The organism is Desulfatitalea alkaliphila (assembly GCF_022968795.1).
Taxonomy (GTDB): domain Bacteria; phylum Desulfobacterota; class Desulfobacteria; order Desulfobacterales; family Desulfosarcinaceae; genus Desulfatitalea; species Desulfatitalea alkaliphila.
Map to the genome: position 1 here is coordinate 89,542 of NZ_JALJRB010000017.1, position 21,626 is coordinate 111,167.

Sequence of the window (21,626 nt, forward strand, 5' to 3'; positions counted from 1 at the left end):
AGAGAACGGCGCTATTCGGCGAAGACGGTGCGGTGGTTGTTACGATGGTCCACCATGTAGAGCAATTGCGCTTTCGTGCCGATCTGTTGCAGCAGCGCTTCGGTGGCGTCGCGGTCGATGTTGTAGAACCGCAGGTAGACGCGGCGCTTGCCTTCCGGGCATCGTTTGTAGGAAGTCAGGATGCCGGCCATTTTGCCACCGGCTTCACGCACCATGTTGGCCACGGTCATGATCGAACCGGGTTGATCCGCCATCAGCAAACCCAGGTGGAGGCCACGGTCCTGCAGGCCGGTGAGCGAGACCAGGGCCCGGAAAAGATCGCTTTGGGTGATGATGCCCACCATGGTCCCGTCGGCGTCCACCACCGGCATGCTGGCGATCTTGTGCTCGAGCAGCCGTTCGGCGGTCTCTTCCAGGGTGTAGTCAAGCGGCACGGTGATGGCCGGCTTGCTCATGATGCCGGCGACTTTGACCTTGTCGAGCAGATAGAGCAGTTCGTGCACATCCAGGGAGGTGGCGTCGGATGCCGAGGCCTTCTTCAGATCGCGGTCGCTGAGCATGCCCACCAGTTTGCCGTCCTTGACCACCGGCATCTGGCGGATGGCATGCGCTTTGAGCCGATCCATGGCCTCCTTCATTGCGTCGCCGGGGGCGACGGTGATGACGTCCGTGCTCATCCAGTACTTGACCAGCATAGTGTTTTTCTCCTCCTTGTCAGACGACAAAGTATTTGTCGCCGCGGATGCTTAACAGGGGGATGGGGCAGCGGCGGTACATGCTGCGCGCGCAAGAACCCATCACCACGTCCACCATGTCGCTGCGACCCTTGGTGGCCATGATGAGCAGATCCGGTTTTTCTTCGTCGATCACTTCCAACAGTTTTTGAAACGGAATGCCGATTTTGACGACGGTGCGCACCCTCGCCGGATCGAGGTCGCACGCCGAAGCCATTTCTTGCAATCGGCCATGGCGCTCTTTTTTGCGATCGTTGACGAATTGTTCGAAGGGAAAAGTGTCGTAGGTGGTGGCGACGCTCTGCACCGCGTCGATGTCCCGCTGGTTGATGACGCTGACAAACAGCAGGTCGGCATCCAGATCGCGTGCCAACCGGCCGGCGTATTGCGCCGTCGGCAGGGCGTAACGGGACAGATCCAAGGCGACCATAATGGTGTGGGTGTCGGACATGGGCACACTCCTTTCTGTGGGGCGGCGTGATCGCAAGCGATATGTGCGACCACGGCCGTTAAAAGGTGTCACCCGGTTGAAGCCGGGGGGGTTGCTTTTCAAACCGCAAGAGTTGTGCCATGGATTCCGGGTTTGCGCCCGCGGCTGCAAATTCAATTTATCACAGGATGACCGCAGGGCGCAAATCCGGCCGCCGCCATGGCCGGGTGTGCCGCCTGCTGATGCGGCAGCGGTGTCAACGGGATCACCGGGCGCTGAATGCTCACTGTGGGGGGGCGGAACTGGCGGTATACACGAGGTGTGGCGACTGTCCGACTTCTTTACAGGTTGTCAAGTGGGCGTTCACCGACAGGCCGCCGATTTTTGCGCGAGCCCTATGTATCGCCTTTGACCGAGGTTTCAAATTTCAAGTCGAATTTTTCGATTTTGGCGTGCAGAGTCGGTCGGGACACCCCCAGCAGTTTGGCCGCCCGGGAGCGGTTGCCGCCGGTGATGTTGAGCGCCTCGGTGATCAACAGACCGGCGAAATGGTCCATGCAGGCCTCGAACAGGTTGCCCTTGGCCTGGCGCAACAACTGTTCGCGCACCCATTGGCGGATCGCCTCCTCGGTGGTTACGGGGGCGTGGTTCTGCCCGCTGAGGGGCGGGTCTTCGCCGGCGGCTTGCGCGATCGCGTCGACGCCGATGGGGGTGCCGCGGTTGAAAATCAGTGCTTTTTGCAGGGTGTTGGCCAGTTCGCGCACATTTCCGGGCCAGGGACGCTGCTGCAGAGCGCTCAAGGCCGCTGCTTCGATGCCCGGGTGGTCCACCCCCAAGGCCCGGGCGTAATGGACCAGGAAGTGCTCGCTGAGCAGCGCGATGTCTTCCTTGCGTTCGGCCAGGGGCGGCAGCCAGATCGTGATCACCTTGAGCCGGTAGTAGAGGTCTTCGCGGAACTGCCCTTGGGTGATGAGGGTTTCCAGGTCGCGATTGGTGGCGGCGATGATGCGCACATCCACGGGGATGGCCTCTCGCCCGCCCAGCCGCTCGACGCTCTTTTCCTGCAGCAGCCGCAGCATCTTGGCCTGCAGATTGAGCGGCATGTCACCGATTTCGTCAAGGAAGATGGTGCCGCCCGAGGCTTGCTCGATTTTGCCCACCCGGCGGTGGGTCGCGCCGGTGAAGGCCCCTCTTTCATAGCCGAACAACTCGCTTTCCAACAGCGTGTCCGGAATGGCCACGCAGTTGATCACCAGGAAGGGGCGATCAGACCGTAAACTGTGCTGATAGATGGCCCGGGCGGCCAGCTCCTTGCCGGTGCCCGACTCGCCGCGCACCAGCACGGTGGCATCGGTGGCCGCCACTCGGCCGATGGCCTTGTACACCTTTTGCATGGCGGCGCTGCGCCCGATGATCGCATCGGTGTTCGCTGCGCCCGGTTCGCCGTCGACCGACACCGTGGAACGCATGAAGCGGGCCGCTTCCAAGGCCTGCGAAATGGTGTTGAGCATTTCGGGCACCTCGAAAGGTTTGAGTACGAAATCGAAGGCGCCCATTTTCGTCGCTTCGATGGCCGTTTCAGTGGTGCCGTAGGCGGTCATGATGATCACCGGAACGCGGTGATCGGATGCATGAATGGCCTTGAAGGTTTCCAGCCCGCTCATGCCGGGCAGGCGCACATCCAGAATGACCAGGTCCACCTCCTGCGCTGCGAAGAGCCCGACACCGGCCTCGCCGGAGGCGGCCGTCAGCACTTCGTGACCTTCCTTGGTCAGCAGGCGCGCGAAGCTTTTGCGAAGCTGGTCGTCATCGTCGATGATCAGAATCGTGGTCACCGGTCACTCCTTGATCGGCAATGCAATAATGAAGGTGGTGCCCATCCCCTTGGCGGGGTCGATTTGGATGCGGCCGCCATGTTCGTGAACGATGCGCGCCACGATGCTCAACCCCAGGCCGGTGCCTTCCTCCTTGGTTGTAAAAAACGGCTGGAATACCTTTTCGCGCAATCGTTCGGGAATGCCCGGGCCGTCGTCGCGCACATGCAGCAAAGCCATCGGCCCTGCCGGGTCATCCGCATCGACGGCTTCCTGAATATCGATGCGGCCGCCGTTTTCCATGGCCTCGCAAGCGTTGATGATCAGGTTGACCAGCACCTCCTTGAGCTGCTCCGGATCGGCGGACACTTCCGGTAAGGGCTGTGTTCGCTGGATCGTCACATTGACATCGTAGGATTTGAGCCGGTGGCGCAGCAACTGGACAGCCATGTCCACCACCTGGGAGGGGCTGATGGGTTGCATGACCAGTTTGGGAGGGCGGGAAAACTCCAGAAAATTTTGCACGATGGTGTCGATATGCCGGATCTCCTCGGTGATGACGTCGAAATCCTCCTTTTGCTCGCTGTCCAGAACCAGGGAGCGATTGAGGGAAAAGAGGCGCATTTTCACCGAGGTGAATGGGTTGCGGATGCTGTGGGCCATGCCGGCGGCCAGTTTTCCGACGATGGCCAACTTTTCGGCCTGCAAAAGGGATTCACGGCTGCGGGCCAGTTCGAGGTGGGTCTTGTCCACGTCGGCCAGCAGTCCCTCCACTTTCATACTCAGGGCCGAGACCGCATTGCCGCCGCCACCGCCGGCTTGATCTCCGCGGCTGGTGATTTGCAGCAGGTGGTTGACCGGCCCCAGAACCTGGCGCAGCAAAATGATCGACAGCAAGACCGCCAGCAGCAGGCCACCGGTCAAGGCGGCGGCGGCGATCAGGCGCAAACGCACCGCTTGTTCGATACCGGTCTTTTGCGCTTCCTGGATGCGCGCGGCGTGCAAGGCTTTGTACTGTTCGCAGGTGTTCATCAAGGCGAAGAAGTGTTCCCGGACGGCAGGGTGCAGTCGCAATCCTTGATCACGGCGTTCCGCCAGATAGTGGGCAATCACCTGGTCCTTGAGGGTCGTGTACCGCTCGTACTCTTTCTCGATGTGATCCAGTATGCGCTGTTGGTGCACATCTTCGGCGCGGTGATAGGCTTCCTCCAAGCGGGTGCGGAATATTTGACGGTGTTCGCCCAGTTGCCGCAGCCACTCGTGGTTGCCGTCCTGGAAAAAATAGGTGACGAACCCTTTTTGATTCACCAGGGCCACTTCGAGATTGGCGGCCGAACGATAACCGGTCAGGTTGCCTTCGATGATCGTGCTGAGGACCGACTGTGTGCGGTAGGTGTGCCATATCATGACCGAGGCGCCGATCACATTGATGACCACCAGGGCGCCGATAATCAGAAAGATGCGGGTGCGCAACGGAAGAGCGGGTGCCATTTCGCGGCAATTGCCTCGGGCCGTTGGAGGTTGCTGTCGACCATGCGATCAAGGTCTTGATGGTACGGCCGCCAAACTAATATGAACGGCAGGCCGAAGGCAAGGGAAAAGGCTGGATGGGACCGGGATGATTCGGGGCTGCGCGTTTTTTGAGTTTGGCGGGTTGGTCGAGTTTTGATTAAGTGTTTGGGAGTATATGGTTTTAAGTTTTAAGTGTTAAGTGTTAAGTTAAGGAATTCTATCGATTACAAATGATTGGGGGGCGTTGACAACCGCCGGCGGGGTGGGCCGGGAGGGTTCGGTGCTGCGCGTTTTGGCGCCAAGGGGCCGTAATGGGGTGCCGGATGAAATGGAGATCAATGGGTATCGGTCTTGCTCGGGCACAGCATGCCGTGCCCCTACGATGCGTGGCAGGGCCCCATTTACTCGCCCACCCCAAACAATTAAAATCGATAGAATTCATTAACTTAAAACTTAACACTGCAAACTTAAAACTGCCCGCCTGGGGCGGGCTGCACGCAATGCAGCACCAAACCCTCCCGGCCCACCCCGCCTCTCTGCGAGGACAGGCGATGTCACTTTTTCAATCAGAAAGGATGCGCTTCCTGCGTCAGCGCATCCTATACGCTGGCCGCCAGGGCTCCGCCTCCGTGCGAGAACAGGCAACGACACTTGAAAGGCACACCTGCTCGACCACCCCACCGCCTACAATCGACAGCATTCCTTGCTTTAAACTTTAAACTTTAAACTTAAAACTGCCCGCCTTGGGCGGGCCGCACGCTGCACGGTTGCGCTTGGGCTTTGGTTGACCTGGAGGGGCGATTGCTCTATATCTTAAGCGTAATGATCGGATATTGTTATCATGTTCTTTGTGCGTCGCTTGCCCCTGTTTGCAGCCGGGAGGGGGCGTGGCGTACTGCGCTGGTGTCGGTTCATCGATGCCGCCTGCTGCTTGGAAAGGACCAGTCATGATCATCGTTGTCGGCGAGGTGCTTTACGATGTGTTCGATGAATATGAGCGCATGGGCGGGGCGCCCTTCAATTTCGCCTTTCACCTGAAGCAGTTGGGCTTGCCGGTGCGGTTGTTGACCCGTGTCGGCGATGATGAACGCGGTTTGGCCATCCGCCGCCGATTGGCCGACAACGGCTTCGACTTGGCCGATGTGCAGGTCGATGCCGACCACCCCACCGGCACGGTGCGGGTTCGCCTGGACGATAAGGGCGTGCCGCGGTTCGATATCCGCACCGATGTGGCCTACGATCATTTGGCGCTGGACGGATACACTCCGGAAATCGGGCCGTCGGCCGACATGGTCTACATCGGTAGCCTGGTCCAACGCACGTCTCGGGTTTTTCAAGGGATGCAGCGGTTGATGGGGACCAACCGCAACGGGGCCGAGGTGTTTTGCGACATCAATCTGCGTCCTCCCCATTACCAAGATCCCACGGTGGCCGCCTGCCTGCGCTATGCCGACATTTTAAAACTCAACACCGATGAGCTGAACCACATCCAAACCCTTTACGGCGGGCCCGCGAAGGGAACGGCGGATTGGCTCATGGAACGTTTCGGCGTTCACACCCTGGTGCTGACCCATGGCGCCGAGGGCAGCACCTTGTACCGGGGTGGCCGGGAGATCAGCGCGGCGCCTTCGGGCGATGGACCGGTGGTGGATACGGTGGGCGCCGGGGACGCCTATGCGGCGGTGGTGGCGGCCGGGTTTTATCACAATTGCGATTTGCAGCAGGTCGTCGACCTGGCCACCCGGTTTGCTGCATTCATATGCACCCTGCCGGGGGCCGTGCCCGATGAGCCTGCCGTATATTTGGAATTGCGGCGCAAGCTGGAAGGAAGGAACCATGTCCGATAAGTTGCCCTATGTGCAAATGTTCAGTGTGCACGGCCTGCTCAGGGCCGAAAACTTGGAATTGGGCCGTGACGCCGATACCGGTGGGCAGATCAACTATGTGATCGAGCTGGGACGCCATTTGAGCCAGCGGGAAGATATCGGCCGCGTGGACCTGTTCACCCGCTTGATTTCCGACAAACGGGTGTCGTCCGATTACGCGCAGCCCATCGAGGTGGTGACCGACAAGTTGCGCATCGTGCGCATCCAGTGCGGCGGTCGTCGCTACCTGCGCAAGGAGTTGTTGTGGCCCCACCTGGATGAATACATCGATAAAACCGTCAAGTTCATCAAGCGGGAACAGGCCGTGCCCGATCTGGTCCACGGCCACTATCCCGATGCGGGATACATCGCCGGTCAACTGTCTGGGTTTTTCGGCGTGCCTTTCGTCTACACGGGTCACTCCCTGGGGCGCTCCAAGCTGGCCAAACTGCTGGCCGAAGGCATGCGCGAAGAAGAAATCATCAAGAAGTACAGAATCGACCGGCGCATCGAAGCCGAAGAGGAAATATTGTCCCGTGCCGATTTCGTCGTCACCAGCACGCGCCATGAAATCGAAGAGCAATACGGGCAGTATGACAACAAGGAGATGGCGGCCTTCAAGGTCATTCCGCCGGGCATCGACATCGACAAGTTTTACCCCTTTTATCACGATTTGTTGGAGGAGAACGATCGCTCGGAGAATTCGCGATATGCCCAGGCGCGGATCCTCAAGGAGCTCAACCGCTTTTTCATGCAGCCGGACAAGCCACTGATCCTCTCCTTGTGTCGACCGGACAAGCGCAAGAACATTTCCGGTTTGATCCAGGCCTACGGGGAGGATTTGGAGCTGCAATCCATGGCCAATTTGGCTGTTTTTGCCGGTATTCGCAAGGATATCGACGCCATGGGGGATAATGAGCGGGACGTGCTGACCCAGATGCTGCTGCTGATGGACAAATACGATCTGTACGGCAAGCTGGCCATTCCCAAGCGGCACGATTTCGAGTATGAAGTGCCGGCGCTCTACCGCGTGGCGGCGGAAAAGCGGGGCGTGTTCATCAATCCCGCCTTGACCGAACCCTTCGGCCTGACCCTGTTGGAAGCCTCGGCCACCGGGCTGCCCATCGTGGCCACCAATGACGGCGGCCCCAACGACATCGTGCGCAACTGTGAAAACGGGATTTTGATCGACCCCACCCGGCCCGGTGAGATCAGCGCCGCGCTGCGTAAAATCATCGCCGATCATGATTTGTGGGAGCAATACTCCAAGAGCGGCATCATGAAGGTGCGCGAGCACTACACTTGGGCGAGCCATGCGGAAACCTATGCCGGCGAAATCGCTCGCTTGAAGGATGCCAATCGCGCTTCGGACATGGACACGGCGGTGCCCTCCGACGCCATCGGCCGGCGCTTGATCGCCTTGAACCACTTCCTGATCACCGATATCGACAACACCTTCATCGGTGAGGACAACAGCCGCCTGGCCGACCTGCTGGCAATTCTCGAGCGCCACAAGGGACGCATCGGTTTCGGGGTGGCCACCGGACGCACCATCGAGGCCACCATGCGCATCCTGGAGCGGCATCACGTGCCGCCGCCCGATGTGATCATCAGCTCCGTGGGCAGTGAAATCTACTACGGTCCCGATCACCAGTTCGCCCAGGGATGGGCCACCCATATCGCCCACCAGTGGCGCCGGGAGAAGATCGTCGATCTGCTGTCCGATCTGGACTTTTTGACCTACCAGGAAGAGGACACCCAGCGCGAATACAAGATCAGTTACTACATGCGTCCCGGCAAGGAACGCCTGGCCCGGATCCACAACCGCCTGTTGCGCAACAAGTGCCGCTACAACCTGATCTACTCCCACGACCAATATCTGGACATTCTGCCCTACCGCGCCTCCAAGGGCAAGGCCATCCGCTACCTGAGCTACAAATGGGAGATTCCCCTGGGGCGGTTCTATGTGAGCGGCGACTCGGGCAACGACGAGGAGATGTTGCGTGGCGAGCCGCGGGCGGTGGTGGTCGGCAACTACAGCCACGAGCTGGAGATGTTGCGCGAAAGCCGTCACGTGTACTTTGCCAAAGCACCCTGTGCCGGCGGCATCATCGAGGGGCTGCAACACTACCGTCTGATCGACGCAACCGAAACCGGTAACGAGGACAGCTGACCATGACCCTTCAAAACAAGGTGCAACTGATTACCTATCCGGACAGCTTCGGCGCCAACCTGCTTGAATTGCACTACGCCTTGCGGCGCTACCTGCCCCGGGCCATCGGCGGGGTGCATCTGCTGCCCTTTTATCCTTCATCAGCCGATCGCGGTTTTTCTCCGCTGACCTACGATGAGGTGGATCCGGCCTTCGGCACTTGGGACGATGTGGAGATGATCGGCCACGACTTCGACCTGATCATCGACTTCATGGTCAACCACATCTCGCGGCAGTCGGTCTTTTTCCAGGATTATTTCAAGCGGGGGGAGGCATCCGAATACGCCGACATGTTCCTTTCCTTCAACAAGCTCAGCCCCACGGGGGAGATCGGCGAGCAGGAGCTGGCCAAGGTGTACACCCGCAAACCGCGTCCCCCTTACACGATGATCGAGCGCTCCGACGGTTCCAAGGAGAAGTTGTGGTGCACCTTCGATTACGAACAGATCGATGTGGATCTGACCTCCCCCAAGACCAAGGAGGTGTTCCGCAACTTCCTGATCCGGCTGTCCCGCACGTCGGCCAAGATGATCCGCATGGACGCCTTTGCCTACACCACCGTCGAGGTGGGCACCAACTGCTTCTTCCTCGAACCCCAAGTGTGGGAGATCCTCGAATGGCTCAATGAATATGTGGCCCCTTTCGGGGTCGAAATGCTGCCCGAAGTGCACGAGCATTATCGCTATCACAAGAAGATCGAGGACCACGGCTACTGGACCTACGATTTCGCCCTGCCCCTGTTGATGCTCCACACTTTGTACCACCACACCAGCGCCCGGCTGCGTCATTGGATGGAGATTTGCCCGCTGCGGCAGGTGACCACCCTGGATACCCATGACGGTATCGGCGTGGTGGACGTGGAGGATCTGATGAGTGCCGAAGAGATCCAACGCACCCTCAACGGCCTGGACGAGAAGGGCGCCAATACCCGCAAGATTTTTTCCGGCTCCGAATACAAGAACCTGGATATCTACCAGGTCAATTGCACCTACTACTCCGCCCTGGAGGCCAATGACGACTCCTATTTGGCGGCACGCACCATCCAGTTCTTCGCTCCGGGCATTCCCCAGGTTTACTACGTGGGCCTTTTGGCAGGGGAGAACGACTTCGAGCTGGTCAAACGCACCAAAAACGGCCGTGACATCAATCGGCACAATTACAGCCTGGAGGAGATCGCCGAGGAGATCCGCAAGCCGGTGGTCCGCCGCCTGTTGCGCCTGATGGAGTTCCGCAGCACCTATCCGGCCTTCAAGGGGGATTTCAAGATCGAGGATGTGCCGGACGACGAAATCAAGCTGACCTGGTCCCTGGCGCCCTACCAGGCGACCGCTCATGTGGATTTGCGGACCTACGCGACGCGGATCACTTACTACGACGGCCGCAGTCGCGAGATGGCGACTTTCGAGGTCTGAAAACCAAGATGCCGGCGCCGGATTTCTCCAGGAGACGGCATCTTTTCAGGTCCTGGGGCGCATGGCCCATTGTCAGGCAGACCCTTGCCCCTGTGCCGGGTTACCTCGGGAGAGCGTCTGCTCCGCCAAGGCGTCGAACACCGCCGCACCCTCCAGATCGGCCTTGGCCTCTCCTTTGACCACCTGCTGCCAGTGCGCCATGCCGTCCTTCTCCAGGGTTTCGATAAGGGCCGTGATCATCTTCAAACGATTGTGCATGCGGTCGAAAAGGATGATGGGCGCCATCCGCAGCCGGCCGTCCGCCGTGGGTTGCGACTCGCCCCACACGAGGTGGTGGGGGACCTGAAAGGGCTTGGGAGCCTCCTTAAAGCCGAGCAGTTCGCAGAACAAGGCCATGATCTCCACCACCCCCTCGCCGTAATTGTTGCGCAACGCCGCTTGCCCGTCGGTCGCCATCGCTTCGATGTCGGCGGCGGTGAAGGAGAGATCCAAAGCGTCGATCAGTTCGGTTAGCACCCGGTCCAGGGTGTCGGTTTTGCGGCTGAGCACCACATCCTTGTCGTTGAGAATTTTGATTGCGTTGCGGATTTTGACCATCTCCTTCAAGGTGGGGCTTTTGCGCAGCGCCACATCCTCGACGCCGGTGCGGTACAGTCCCAGGCCGTTGTCCAGCACCAGCACCAGGGGACCGTCGATGGGGTCCTCCAGCACGTAGAGGTCCAGATCCCGTTCGCGCAGATGCTGGAAACGGCTCATCTCCAGCAGGGCGCGCATGGCGTCGCCATCGATCCGCTGGGGTCCTTCGGAGGGCGCCAGCGAACGGCGCACCTGTTCGGCCAGCCGGTCGATTTCCATTTTTTTGATGAGATTTTCCCTGAAACCCATTCGAACCCCCTCAATGTGCCGGTGGATTGTTCCGCACCACCGATTGGATGCCGATGACGGCGCGCTCATCGGCCGGATTGATTATTTTCCCGATTGACCCCTTCTCAACCATTTTGTATATAGGAATCTTCATTTCGGCAAACCGTTTCTCAACTCCCGGAATCAACAAGGGCGCACGCAAACATCGATTTGTCCTTTCGGCGGCCTGGAGCCGGGATGCATCGCGTGCGGCACCGATTTGCGTTTCGCGGCGAGGACCAACCATTGCGCTCCGTACGGGGCGCGTCGCCAACTGCAGGAGGAGGATTATGGAAGACTATGTTACTTTGACCTATCGCGGCAAGCAATACCAATTGCCGGTGCTCGTCGGCTCCGAACAGGAGAGGGGGGTCGATATTCTGCGTTTGCGCGCCGATACGGGCCTGATCACCTACGATCCGGGATTCGCCAACACAGGAGCTTGCCTGAGCAGCATCACCTTCATGGATGGGGAAAAGGGCATTTTACGATACCGGGGCATACCGGTGGAGGAGCTGGCCGAACATTCCACTTTCAAGGAGACATCCTATCTGCTGATCAACGGCCGCCTGCCCAGCCAGGAGGAATTGCGCAATTTCTCCATCATGCTCAACGACCACTCCCTGGTTCACGAGGACATGAAAACCTTTTTCCAGAATTTTCCCCGGGCTTCCCATCCCATGGGCATCTTGTCGGCCATGGTCAACGCCCTGCGCAGTTTCTACCCTGAGTTGCAAACCACCGAAGAGGAGATCAACTTCACCGTGACCCGGCTGCTGGCCAAGGTGCGCACCATGGCGGCCATGTCCTACAAGATCTCCCGCGGTCACACGGTGGTCTACCCACGGCCCGATCTGGCCTACTGCGAAAACTTTCTCAACATGATGTTCCACACCCCGGTCAAGCCGTACGCGTTCGTGCCCGAGGTGGTGCGTGCGTTGGAGGTGTTCTGGATCCTGCATGCCGATCATGAGCAAAACTGTTCCACCACGGCGGTGCGGGTGGTGGGCAGCGGGCGGGTCAACCTGTACGCGGCGATTTCGGCGGGAATTTCGGCACTTTGGGGACCCCTGCACGGTGGGGCCAACCAGGCGGTGGTGGAGATGCTCAGCCAGATCCACCGCGATGGGGGGGACTATAAGCGCGCCGTCGAGCGGGCCAAGGACAAGAACGATCCCTTCCGCCTGATGGGGTTCGGCCATCGGGTCTACAAGACCTACGACCCGCGGGCCAAAATCATGAAAAAAATGTGCGACGACCTGCTCGCGGCCCTCGATTTTCAGGATCCGTTGCTGGACATCGCCAAGGAGTTGGAGGAGGTGGCCTTGAAAGATCCTTATTTCATCGACTACAACCTCTACCCCAACGTCGATTTTTACAGCGGGATCGTGCTGCGGGCCATCGGCATTCCCACCAACATGTTCACCGTGATGTTCGCCATCGGTCGGTTGCCCGGTTGGATCGCCCAGTGGAAAGAGAGCATGGACGATCCCCAATGGCGCATCAGTCGGCCGCGTCAGATTTACAAGGGGCCGACGGAGACCCACTACGTGCCCATCGACCAGCGCGGCCAATGATGCGCGGCGGCCGGTTGCGCGGTCGTTGCCTGTTGTAGGGCCGCGCGCCGGCGGACGGGGCTAATCGAAATCGCCCAAGGGGCGGGCGAAGGTGAACTTGGCCGGATAGACCACCATGGCGTTCCAGGCATCGCCCACATTGCGGCCCAGCGCGGAAAAGGGCACCGAGATGACAAACAGCCCGAATCCCGCCACGGTGGCCACGATGCCCAGCGGGCGTGCCACGAGGGCGTCGGCCGCCATGCTGCCGGCATCAACTTGGGGATCCTTGAATTGTGGGGTCGCTTCCGCCAAGACGGTGCCCGGCACCGCCAACAGCGCCAGAACGGTAACCACTGCGATGAGTTGTTTGATCTGCTTGAACATGGCCATTCCTTTCTTACGGGTTTCTACGGCGTGGGCGCAGAGGGCGGATCGGCCCGTCGATGTCGCCACTGCGACTATATCAGGTCTGGGCGGGTCCCGCAACGGTTTGATTTCCTTCGGCTTGACAAGCAACGGCACGAGTATGAGCGATGACGGCGCGCGATCCATTCCCTTCTGAAGCGCGGGACGACTTGTTGGTGGAGGTGGCCGTGGCGCTGCCCCTTTTCGGCCGCTACACCTATGCCGTGCCGGCTGCCCTGCGCGAAATGGTGGCGGTCGGCCGGCGAGTGCTGGTGCCTTTCGGGCGCCGGCGCGTAACCGGTTACGTGCTGGGGTTTGCGGCCGACGCTCCGGCAGCGGCCCTCAAGCAAATCGAAGGGCTGCTGGATCCCGACCCCCTTTTTCCTGCCGCCATGCTGCCGTTTTTTCAATGGATCAGCGACTACTACATGCACCCTTTGGGTGAGGTGCTGCAAGCGGCGTTGCCCACGGGCATCAACGTGGCCGACCAGCAACTGGTATCCCTGACCGACGAGGGCCGCGAAGTGTTGCCGGAGCAGGCGCGGACGCCATGGGAAAGGGCCGTCGTCGAGCGGCTTTCCCGGGGGGCGTGCCGGCTGCCGGTGCTTCAACGCCTGGGTGGCGACGACTTTTCAAGAACCGCATTGCAACAGTGGGAACAAAAGGGTTGGGTGACGCGCCAAAACACTTTGGGCGGTGGGCGCATCCGTCCCAAGACCGAACGTTTCGTCCGGCCCTTGACCGAACCGGCGTCGCAAGAGCGTTTGTCGGCCCCTCGCCGTGCCCTTTTGGCTGTGCTGGCGCAGCGGGGGGCCATGGCCGTGAGCGCGCTCAAGGCCCACATCCCCACGGCGGCCGACCTGGTGCGGCGCATGGCCGCGGACGGCCAGGTGGCCATCGAATGGCGTGCGGTCTATCGGGACCCGCTGGGTGCGCCCATCACCCCCGATAACCCGCCCGCGCCAACCCCCGAGCAGCAGCGGGCCTTGGAAGGCATGGGTGCCGCCATCGGCAAGGGGTATCGCACCTTTTTGCTGGTTGGCGTGACAGGCTCCGGCAAAACCGAGGTCTATTTACGGTTGGCCGCCGAAGCCTTGGCGCGGCACACCACCGTTCTGGTGTTGGTGCCCGAAATCGCCCTGATCACCCAGACCGAGAGGGCATTCCGGGCCCGCTTCGGCCGGCAGGTGGCCCTGCTGCACAGCGGCCTTTCCGACGGCGAGCGCCTGGACCAGTGGCAGCGCATCCGCAACGGCGAGGTGGCCATCGCCATCGGCGCCCGTTCGGCCATCTTCGCGCCCTTCGAGCAGATCGGCCTGATCATTGTGGATGAAGAGCATGACGACGCCTATAAACAGGAAGGCGCCCTGCGTTACAACGCCAGGGATCTGGCCGTCGTGCGGGCCCGCCAGGCGGAGGCCGTGGCCGTGCTCGGATCGGCCACGCCGTCGCTGCAGTCGGCCTACAATGCGCAGATCGGCAAATTCGAGCGCATCAACCTGTTCGAGCGTGTGGATCAGCGCCGGATGCCGGAAATATTTGTGCAGGATCTGACCGATCTGCGCGAGGAGCGGGGTTCGCGCCGCTTTCTCACGGCGGCGCTCACCGAGGGTGTCCGACACTGTCTCGAACAAAAGGAGCAGGTGCTGCTGTTTCTCAACCGGCGCGGTTTTGCCAATGCGTTGATCTGCGCCGCCTGCGGCCAGGCCGTGCAGTGCGACCGCTGCGATATCTCGTTGACCTACCACCAGCAAAGCAACGCTTACAAATGCCACTATTGCGGCTTCAGCCAGGCGGCGGTGGCGCGCTGCAGCCGCTGCGGGTCCAACCGGATCAACCGGTTGGGCATCGGTACCGAAAAATTGGCCGCCTGGATTCAGGAGCTGTTTCCCACCGCCCGCGTGGCGCGCATGGACCGCGACACTACCCGGCGCAAAGGGGCCCTGGTCAAGATTCTCAAGGCGCTGCGGGAGCGCCGGATCGACATCCTGGTGGGCACCCAGATGGTGGCCAAGGGCCACGACTATCCCTACATCACCCTGGTGGGCATCATTTGCGCCGACCTCTCCCTCAGCCTGCCCGATTTCCGTGCCGGTGAGCGCACCTTTCAGCTCCTGGCCCAGGTGGCCGGGCGGGCCGGGCGGGGGCAACGGCCGGGTCGCGTGGTGCTGCAAACTTACAACCCGTTGCACTTCAGCATCACCGCCGCCCGCGACCAGGATTACGACGCCTTTTATCGTCAGGAAATCCAGTTTCGCCAGGCGCTGGGCTATCCGCCATTTACCCGCATGGTCCAGGTGCGCATCACCGGCCGTGACCAAAAGGGGGTGATCGCCCACGCCCGCCGGCTGGGCGAAACGGGCAGCGCCCTGCAGCAAGCGGACCCCGCCTACGGCGAGCTGGTTTTGCTGGGCCCCATCGAGGCCGCCCTGGCCCGCATCGCCGACCACCACCGCTGGCAGCTGTTGATCAAGGGACCACGGGTCGCTGCTTTGCACCGTTTTGTGCACCAACTGCTGTTCGGCCCCGACGCCCCCACGCCCAAAAGCGGTATCCGCGTCGCCGTGGATGTGGATCCGGTGTTTCTGATGTGAGGCCCACCATCGCCTGCACAATGAAACCGGCCCCGGCACCGCGATCTACCGTGCGCCATGGTCCCGATGCACCCGGTGCCTATCCTCGATCACACCCGCCCCGCCTTGACATCCCCCCGTTCCCCACCCTATACAGAGCATGTCGGTGTCGCCGTCAGCCGAAGGGATCACCCAGAACCGAGTGGAAATGAGTGCCATGACCCGTAACACCTTCAAAGTGGTCGGTTTCGATTGCGACGGGGTGATGTTCAATTCGTCCCGTGCCAACAGGGCCTACTATGATCACCTGATGGAGCGCTTTGCACTGCCGGCCCTTACCGATCGTCAGTTCGCCTACGCCCACATGCACACCGTGGACGAAGCCCTCAACTTCATCGTCGGCGATCCGCGGTTGCTGGAGCAGGTGCAGGCCTACCGGCGCCAAATCAGCTATCGGCCTTTCATCCGCCACATGGTGGTGGAGCCCCACCTGCACCGGTTGCTGAATTCGCTGCGGCCCGCATACAAGACGGCCATCGCCACCAACCGCACCAACACCATGTCCCATGTGCTCGAGGAACATGGCCTGACCGAATTGTTCGACAAGGTGGTGACCGCCAGCGATGTCACTTACGCCAAGCCCCACCCGGAACAACTGCTGCTTTTGTTGGCGCATTTTGCCATCGACCCCCGGGAAATGGTATTCATCGGGGATTCGGAGCTGGATGCCGCCGCCGCCCACCAGGCGGGGGTGCCCTTCGTGGCCTTCGGCAATCCCGGGCTCCACGCCATGGCCCATATCGAGCACCTGGGGCAGATACCCCGGCTGCTGGCCCCATGAGGAGGTCGCGCACCGATGAAACGCTGGCGATGTTTGATTTGCGGCTATCTGCATGACGGCGAGCAACCGCCCTATCGCTGCCCCGTGTGCGGGGCGCCGGCGCGCATGTTCGAGCCGCTGGACACCCCCGAGCCGCCCCCCGAGGCACCCCGATGAAAATCTACACCCAGACCGGTGATCGCGGCAAAACCGGCCTGCTTTCCGGTGAGCGGGTGGCCAAGGACAACGCCCGTATCCAGGCCTATGGCGATGTGGACGAACTCAATGCGGTGATCGGCGCCCTGGCCGCCTCGCTGGGCACCGAGGACGACCGCCTGCGCGAACAGTTGGAGGCAATCCAGTCGGACCTCATGCATGCGGGGGCCTGGTTGGCCGCCACTCCCGAATCGGCCTCCCGCGCTCAGTTGCACCCCGTCACGGATGCCCATTGCCGTGCCCTGGAAGCCGCCATCGATCACCTCCAGAACCAACTGCCCGAATTGAGGTCCTTCGTGCTGCCCGGCGGCCACCCGCGGGCCGCTTGGGCCCACCTGGCGCGCACCGTCTGCCGCCGGGCCGAGCGGTGGGTGGTTCACCTGATGCAGCAGCCGCAGTCGGGCGGTCCGGCCGCCGATGATCTTGGCACGATCATCGCCTATATCAATCGGCTCTCCGATTATTTTTTCGTTCTGGCCCGCCATCTGAACCACCAGGCGGGCACCGGCGACCGGCTCTGGCGGCCGTAACCCGACAGGCGGCAGGTACCCATGACCGAGTTCACCCTGGAGGTTGCCGAGCGGCATTGGTTGAGCGAAGAAACATTCGAAATCCGTTTTGTCCGCCCACCCGGTTTCGATTATCTGCCCGGCCAGAAGGTGGGGTTCGTGGACGGTGCGGCGCGCCGCGATTATACGATGCTGGGTCCCGTGGCCGCCGGCCATCTGTCTTTTTGCGTGCGCCTGGTGCCCGGCGGCCGTTTCTCACCCAAGTTGGCCGCCGCCCGGAGGGGGGATCGCTTTGCGGTGACGGCACCCTTCGGTTTTTTCACCTTCGCCCCCTCCCCGCGACAGGCGGTGTGGGTGGCCACCGGAACGGGCATCGCTCCTTTCGTGGCATTTGTGCGGGCCGGTGTGCGAGGGTTCGATTTGCTGCACGGGGTGCGCTCCCCCCGCGGACTTTACTACCGGGAGGAGTTGGCCCGTGCTGGCCGCCGCTATCGGCCCTGCATTTCCGGCCCGCTGCCGGATGACTACGACGGCCCGTCCCCCTTTGGGGGTCGGGTCGGCGACGGTTTGCGCGCCGGCTGGCCACCGGGTGATTATGATTTCTATTTGTGCGGTCGTGGCGAGATGATCCGCGACCTGTTGGCCATCATCGACTCCCGTTATGAAGGCGCCCATGTCCATACCGAACGCTTTTACTAAATCCGGGCGGACCCTGGGCCGGGTGGCCCTATTACTGCTGCTTCTGGTCGCTGCCACAGCCGCCCGGGCCGACACGCCCAAGCAAGTGCTGGTCTTGCACACCCATCACCAGGGTTGGGAATGGAGCGACGGCATCAGCCGGGGCATTCAGGAGGTCCTCGCACCCTTTGCCCGGGAGATCGTTCTCCACATGGAGTACCTGGACATGGGCCGCACCACCCGGACCTCCGATTTCGCGCAACTGGCGGATCTGCTGGCTTTCAAGTGGGGCAATACCGATTTCGATGTCGTGGTTGCGGTGGGCGAGGGCGCGCTGCAATTCCTGGAACAGCAAAGCAGCCGCATCCTAGCGGATGTGCCGGTCATTTTTTGCGCCGTTGCACCCGAGGCCGCCGCCATCGGCGCCATGGGGTGGCGGGCGACGGGTGTGACGGCCGTTGCCGGACACGATGCCACCTTGCGCCTGATGCTGGCGTTGCATCCCGAAATCCGTCGCATTATCGTATTGATCGACCCGCGCAGCATCTCCCCCAACGAGCGCCGCAGACTGGTCTCCCGCGTCCTGCAGCCCCTGATGCAGCGAGTGGCCATCGAAGTCTGGGCCGACCCGGTATGGACGGAGCTGCCCGCCCGGCTCGTCTCCCTCGGCCCCGGCGATCTGATCTACCTGGCCACCTTCCATCCCGATCGCAGCGTCCAGGACCTGGCGGCGGCCGAAACGGTCGAACTGGTGACCCACTGGTCGCCGGTGCCGGTCTACGGCGCCTACGATTTCTTCCTCGACCGCGGGGTGGTCGGCGGCATGATGACCGTTGCCGCCCGCCAGGGAGAACGGGCCGGCCAAATGGCCTTGCGCATTCTCTCCGGCGCATCCATCAGCGACATCGGAATGCCGTCGGCGGACCCCCACCATCCCATGTTCGATGGTCGGCTGCTGCGCCGTTTCCATTTGAAGACCGACCGGCTTCCAGACGGCAGTGAAGTCCTTCACCCGGCACCCGATTTCAAGGAGCGCTATGCCCGCGTTTTTCTCTACCTGGCCGGCGCAGCCGTCGCCATCAGTATTTTGCTTTGCGCGGCCATCATGCGGCAGAAGCGCCGACAACGCCAGATGGCGGAGATCAACGCCGCCCTGGACACCCGCGTACGGGAACGATCGGCCCAATTGCAGCTGGTCCATCAGAAATTGAAGAAGCAATCCCTGGTGGACGGCGTCACCGGTCTTCCCAACCGGCGCCAAACCTACCAGCGCCTGGTCGATGAAGCCAAGAAAGCACAACGCTACGGCCATCCGCTTTCCGTCGTGCTGTGCGACATCGACTGGCTCAAAGGCGTGAACCTGGAACACGGCTATGCCCTGGGCGACACCATCCTGCGCGATGTCGGCCAGACCATCCGGCGCACCGTGCGCGAAATCGATCTGGTGGGACGCTACGGCGGCGAAGAATTTCTGGTCATCCTGCCCCACACCGACATCGACCAAAGCCGCCAAACCGCCGAACGCATCCAACACGAGATCTCCCAGCTGCGCTGGGAGCAAGGCGAAGTACGCATCACCATCAGCACCGGCCTGGCCCAACTCAAAAACCAATCCCCCGCCGACCTGCTCAAACAAGTCAGCGAACGCCTCGGCACCACCAAGGCCCAAGGCATCGGGCGACAGGTGGAAGCATAGCGCGTTTTCAGGATATGATGTCACAACACGTAAACCAGAATTGGGGTACTCGGCGCCTTCCTTCATTGCATGGGTGGTCGAATTGCGCACAGAACTGAACAACTGACGTAACTCCGTGCGTCCCTCCGGCCCCTCCGATATTCCGATACGCCCCGTACGTCCCAGTCCCTCCTGTACTCCCCGTCCCCTCAGGCCCGCTCTCCGGCCGCCTTAGTCATTGGATATAAACGCTCGAAAACCTCCTCGTTCGCTTCTGAAATTTCTGGTTGAAGCAAACCGAACCCCATCCGGGCACCGGCATGCATGGGCCGTACTGTTTTTATGAGCGCTGATCCAATAGGCCTGATCGGTTTTTTGAAAAAAGCCTTGACTTGAATGAATGCATTTATTATCTGCATAAGATAGTTGCGTCGTCAGGCTTCAATACAATTAGGCTTCGAATAGGCTTCAAATCATTGGGTGCCGTTGGGCGGTAGAGCCTGGACGGGTTTTCGCTGAATTTTTTTTCATTATTATAATTGATAATGCTTCCTGCAATCCGTAGGGAAGCACATCGGACCCGTTTGCTCTATGTTCGCCCTCGTCTGGTGGGCGTTTGGGCACGGTGGAAGGAAATACAGCTGATGATCCTCATGTACTCGCTATCAACTTGATTTGACGCAGTTATTGAACTCCCAATTTGAACTGCGGATGACTCCTTGCCTCCTGTGGTACTTCTGCGTTTTATATTCCCATGGTGGGACGTGTGCCGTTGCGTTGTAAAGAACGGCTGAAATGGTGGTTGATGAAGAAGGAAACATACGATGGAGGTAAAATGAAGAACGCAATTGGAAAGTTTTTTTGGGCTGCTTTTTTCGGCGTCATCCTTTGGGCGCCGTTGGTCAATGCCTCCATTCAAACGGGCGCAAGCTGGTTGATATCCAGACAGGCTCCTGCGGGAGCGTTTTTTTCAGACCAAATGAGCGCGACACCCGCCCGGGCCACCGCCGAGTGTTTATCCTTTTTCATCTCGGCAGGTGAGCACCAGGCGGTGAATCTGCAGTCCGCCCTTCAATTTATCGGCCAATCCAGCGAAAAAGACACCATCGAGGCCCTTGCGCGACAAATTGTTCACAGGTCCCGGTTGGGACTGCAAAACAATGAAATGATAACAGTATTGGAAGCCCACCAGGCGCTCGGCGGCGGGTATGGTTTCTATGCCGGATACGGCGCCGATGTGCTCAGTTCGGCCTGGGCGCTGTCGGCCTTGTCACTCGAGAAGAGGGCGGATGAGCGGGCCGGTCATGCTGTCAGCCATTTGATAAACGCACAGCAGCCGGACGGCAGTTGGGCCCTTTTGGACAACGCATCCAACACCATGTTGACCGCACGGGCCATGCATGCGCTTTGGCAATACCGCAAGGTGTACGCTGTGCAAAATGCTTTGCAAAATGCCGGTTCCTATCTTCTTGCCCAAAGGGGCGAAGATCATCTTTGGCAGGATATCAATGCAAGTGCGAAGGCATTGATCGCCTTGCTGAGCTACACAACCGATCGTCAGGATTTGGCGTCAAGCGTGCAGGCGCTGAAGGCGTTTCAGTCGCCGGCGGGAGATTTCAACGAGGATGTATTCACCACCGCCCTGGCGTTGCAGGCGCTATCCCTGGCCGAAACGCCCGCTGAGGATGAGGTCGCCCTGACCGGCAAGGTAGTGGACGCTGAGAGTGGTCAGCCGATTGTCGGCGTGACGATAGCCATCGAAGGTCCTTTTTCCATGTCGGTGCAATCTGCCGGCGACGGTCATTTTGAAATCCGCAATATACTTCCCGGCGCTTACACAATCGATATCAATGGCTCGGGTTATGACGGCTTGGTTTTCAGTGCGGTCTTGCACCTGGGCGCAAAGCCCGATTTGGGTGTGTTGCAGATGACCCGGAGAACGGAGGATCCGGGTACCGGGTTGCCTGTCACCACCGGCAGTGCCCGCGGTGAGGTAACGGATCGGCGTACGACCGCCCCGATTCCCGGTGCGGTCGTTCGGGTGCGGGATACGGATTTGACGGCAACGACCAACAATCAAGGTTTTTACCAGGTCGGTGACATTCCGGCCGGGCCGGTCGAACTTGTGGTCGAAGCTGCCGGATATGCAACTGTAACCGCATCGACCGAACTTCTTGCGGGCCAAACGCTGCTGTTCTCCCCATCGCTGCAACAGTTTGTCCCACAGGGCGTATCCTTGGAAGGGGTGATAACGGAGCGTGAGAACGGCCTTCCGCTGGCCGGTGTCACCGTCCAGGCGTCGACGTCTG

Annotated in this window: 18 protein-coding genes; 11 read left to right on the plus strand and 7 right to left on the minus strand. The window is 60.7% G+C overall.

The features are described from left to right. Window positions 1-11: 11 nt before the first annotated feature. The 4 genes from MRX98_RS14610 to MRX98_RS14625 form a co-directional block, all read right to left on the minus strand. Window positions 12-695: a CBS and ACT domain-containing protein gene (locus MRX98_RS14610; RefSeq protein ID WP_246911073.1), complete on the minus strand. Its 684-nt coding sequence runs from the start codon at window positions 693-695 to the stop codon at window positions 12-14. Window positions 696-714: 19 nt separating this feature from the next. After that, window positions 715-1,185 (minus strand): universal stress protein, encoded by a 471-nt coding sequence (locus MRX98_RS14615; protein ID WP_246911074.1) that lies wholly within the window; start codon window positions 1,183-1,185, stop codon window positions 715-717. Between the two features lie 374 nt (window positions 1,186-1,559). Next, entirely contained in the window at window positions 1,560-2,999 is a 1,440-nt protein-coding gene (locus tag MRX98_RS14620) for a sigma-54-dependent transcriptional regulator (protein ID WP_246911079.1), read from the minus strand. 3 nt (window positions 3,000-3,002) lie between these two features. Beyond that, window positions 3,003-4,469, minus strand: a complete 1,467-nt coding sequence (locus tag MRX98_RS14625; RefSeq protein WP_246911080.1) for a sensor histidine kinase — start codon at window positions 4,467-4,469, stop codon at window positions 3,003-3,005. A 968-nt stretch (window positions 4,470-5,437) separates the two neighbouring features. Between MRX98_RS14625 and MRX98_RS14630 the strand changes: the two genes are divergently transcribed. The 3 genes from MRX98_RS14630 to gtfA are packed head-to-tail and all read left to right on the plus strand — an operon-like array spanning window position 5,438 to window position 9,979. Continuing rightward, complete coding sequence (locus MRX98_RS14630; protein WP_246911081.1) at window positions 5,438-6,337, plus strand: carbohydrate kinase family protein; 900 nt, start codon at window positions 5,438-5,440, stop codon at window positions 6,335-6,337. Then, window positions 6,327-8,528 (plus strand): HAD-IIB family hydrolase, encoded by a 2,202-nt coding sequence (locus MRX98_RS14635; protein ID WP_246911083.1) that lies wholly within the window; start codon window positions 6,327-6,329, stop codon window positions 8,526-8,528. The genes MRX98_RS14630 and MRX98_RS14635 overlap by 11 nt, the downstream gene beginning before the upstream one ends. A 2-nt stretch (window positions 8,529-8,530) precedes the next feature. After that, window positions 8,531-9,979, plus strand: a complete 1,449-nt coding sequence (gtfA, locus tag MRX98_RS14640; RefSeq protein ID WP_246911085.1) for a sucrose phosphorylase — start codon at window positions 8,531-8,533, stop codon at window positions 9,977-9,979. Window positions 9,980-10,051: 72 nt separating this feature from the next. On the opposite strand, the gene MRX98_RS14645 is transcribed toward gtfA, so the two are convergent. Further along, the gene (locus MRX98_RS14645) at window positions 10,052-10,864 is read right to left on the minus strand and encodes a hypothetical protein (protein WP_246911087.1); all 813 of its coding nucleotides are present in this window, start codon (window positions 10,862-10,864) and stop codon (window positions 10,052-10,054) included. A 10-nt stretch (window positions 10,865-10,874) separates the two neighbouring features. Further along, window positions 10,875-11,129, minus strand: a complete 255-nt coding sequence (locus MRX98_RS14650; RefSeq protein WP_246911089.1) for a hypothetical protein — start codon at window positions 11,127-11,129, stop codon at window positions 10,875-10,877. A 43-nt stretch (window positions 11,130-11,172) separates the two neighbouring features. Between MRX98_RS14650 and MRX98_RS14655 the strand changes: the two genes are divergently transcribed. Beyond that, window positions 11,173-12,459 (plus strand): citrate synthase, encoded by a 1,287-nt coding sequence (locus tag MRX98_RS14655; protein WP_246911094.1) that lies wholly within the window; start codon window positions 11,173-11,175, stop codon window positions 12,457-12,459. Between the two features lie 60 nt (window positions 12,460-12,519). On the opposite strand, the gene MRX98_RS14660 is transcribed toward MRX98_RS14655, so the two are convergent. Further along, window positions 12,520-12,825, minus strand: coding sequence for a hypothetical protein (locus MRX98_RS14660; protein WP_246911095.1), 306 nt, complete (start codon window positions 12,823-12,825; stop codon window positions 12,520-12,522). A 149-nt stretch (window positions 12,826-12,974) separates the two neighbouring features. Between MRX98_RS14660 and priA the strand changes: the two genes are divergently transcribed. The 7 genes from priA to MRX98_RS14695 form a co-directional block, all read left to right on the plus strand. After that, window positions 12,975-15,440: a replication restart helicase PriA gene (gene priA, locus MRX98_RS14665; protein WP_246911098.1), complete on the plus strand. Its 2,466-nt coding sequence runs from the start codon at window positions 12,975-12,977 to the stop codon at window positions 15,438-15,440. 196 nt (window positions 15,441-15,636) lie between these two features. Then, complete coding sequence (locus tag MRX98_RS14670; RefSeq protein WP_246911100.1) at window positions 15,637-16,260, plus strand: HAD family hydrolase; 624 nt, start codon at window positions 15,637-15,639, stop codon at window positions 16,258-16,260. A 15-nt stretch (window positions 16,261-16,275) separates the two neighbouring features. Continuing rightward, window positions 16,276-16,416 carry a rubredoxin-like domain-containing protein gene (locus MRX98_RS14675; protein WP_246911101.1) on the plus strand — a complete coding sequence of 47 codons (141 nt, stop codon included), beginning with the start codon at window positions 16,276-16,278 and terminating at the stop codon, window positions 16,414-16,416. Then, window positions 16,413-16,985 carry a cob(I)yrinic acid a,c-diamide adenosyltransferase gene (locus tag MRX98_RS14680; RefSeq protein WP_246911103.1) on the plus strand — a complete coding sequence of 191 codons (573 nt, stop codon included), beginning with the start codon at window positions 16,413-16,415 and terminating at the stop codon, window positions 16,983-16,985. The genes MRX98_RS14675 and MRX98_RS14680 overlap by 4 nt, the downstream gene beginning before the upstream one ends. Before the next feature lie 21 nt (window positions 16,986-17,006). Then, window positions 17,007-17,663, plus strand: a complete 657-nt coding sequence (locus tag MRX98_RS14685; protein WP_246911106.1) for a ferredoxin--NADP reductase — start codon at window positions 17,007-17,009, stop codon at window positions 17,661-17,663. Further along, window positions 17,638-19,338 (plus strand): ABC transporter substrate binding protein, encoded by a 1,701-nt coding sequence (locus MRX98_RS14690; RefSeq protein ID WP_246911107.1) that lies wholly within the window; start codon window positions 17,638-17,640, stop codon window positions 19,336-19,338. The genes MRX98_RS14685 and MRX98_RS14690 overlap by 26 nt, the downstream gene beginning before the upstream one ends. An 814-nt stretch (window positions 19,339-20,152) precedes the next feature. Next, the coding region (locus MRX98_RS14695; protein ID WP_246911108.1) for a carboxypeptidase regulatory-like domain-containing protein at window positions 20,153-21,626 on the plus strand (1,474 nt) is incomplete at its 3' end.

Coding starts and splice junctions, on each gene's coding strand:
- MRX98_RS14690 (WP_246911107.1), top strand. CDS start 17,638: ATGTCCATACCGAACGCTTTTACTAAATCCGGGCGGACCCTGGGCCGG.
- gtfA (WP_246911085.1), top strand. CDS start 8,531: ATGACCCTTCAAAACAAGGTGCAACTGATTACCTATCCGGACAGCTTC.
- MRX98_RS14685 (WP_246911106.1), top strand. CDS start 17,007: ATGACCGAGTTCACCCTGGAGGTTGCCGAGCGGCATTGGTTGAGCGAA.
- MRX98_RS14625 (WP_246911080.1), bottom strand. CDS start 4,469: ATGGCACCCGCTCTTCCGTTGCGCACCCGCATCTTTCTGATTATCGGC.
- MRX98_RS14680 (WP_246911103.1), top strand. CDS start 16,413: ATGAAAATCTACACCCAGACCGGTGATCGCGGCAAAACCGGCCTGCTT.
- MRX98_RS14670 (WP_246911100.1), top strand. CDS start 15,637: ATGACCCGTAACACCTTCAAAGTGGTCGGTTTCGATTGCGACGGGGTG.
- MRX98_RS14655 (WP_246911094.1), top strand. CDS start 11,173: ATGGAAGACTATGTTACTTTGACCTATCGCGGCAAGCAATACCAATTG.
- MRX98_RS14675 (WP_246911101.1), top strand. CDS start 16,276: ATGAAACGCTGGCGATGTTTGATTTGCGGCTATCTGCATGACGGCGAG.
- MRX98_RS14650 (WP_246911089.1), bottom strand. CDS start 11,129: ATGGTTGGTCCTCGCCGCGAAACGCAAATCGGTGCCGCACGCGATGCA.
- MRX98_RS14645 (WP_246911087.1), bottom strand. CDS start 10,864: ATGGGTTTCAGGGAAAATCTCATCAAAAAAATGGAAATCGACCGGCTG.
- MRX98_RS14630 (WP_246911081.1), top strand. CDS start 5,438: ATGATCATCGTTGTCGGCGAGGTGCTTTACGATGTGTTCGATGAATAT.
- MRX98_RS14660 (WP_246911095.1), bottom strand. CDS start 12,825: ATGTTCAAGCAGATCAAACAACTCATCGCAGTGGTTACCGTTCTGGCG.
- MRX98_RS14610 (WP_246911073.1), bottom strand. CDS start 695: ATGCTGGTCAAGTACTGGATGAGCACGGACGTCATCACCGTCGCCCCC.
- priA (WP_246911098.1), top strand. CDS start 12,975: ATGACGGCGCGCGATCCATTCCCTTCTGAAGCGCGGGACGACTTGTTG.
- MRX98_RS14615 (WP_246911074.1), bottom strand. CDS start 1,185: ATGTCCGACACCCACACCATTATGGTCGCCTTGGATCTGTCCCGTTAC.
- MRX98_RS14635 (WP_246911083.1), top strand. CDS start 6,327: ATGTCCGATAAGTTGCCCTATGTGCAAATGTTCAGTGTGCACGGCCTG.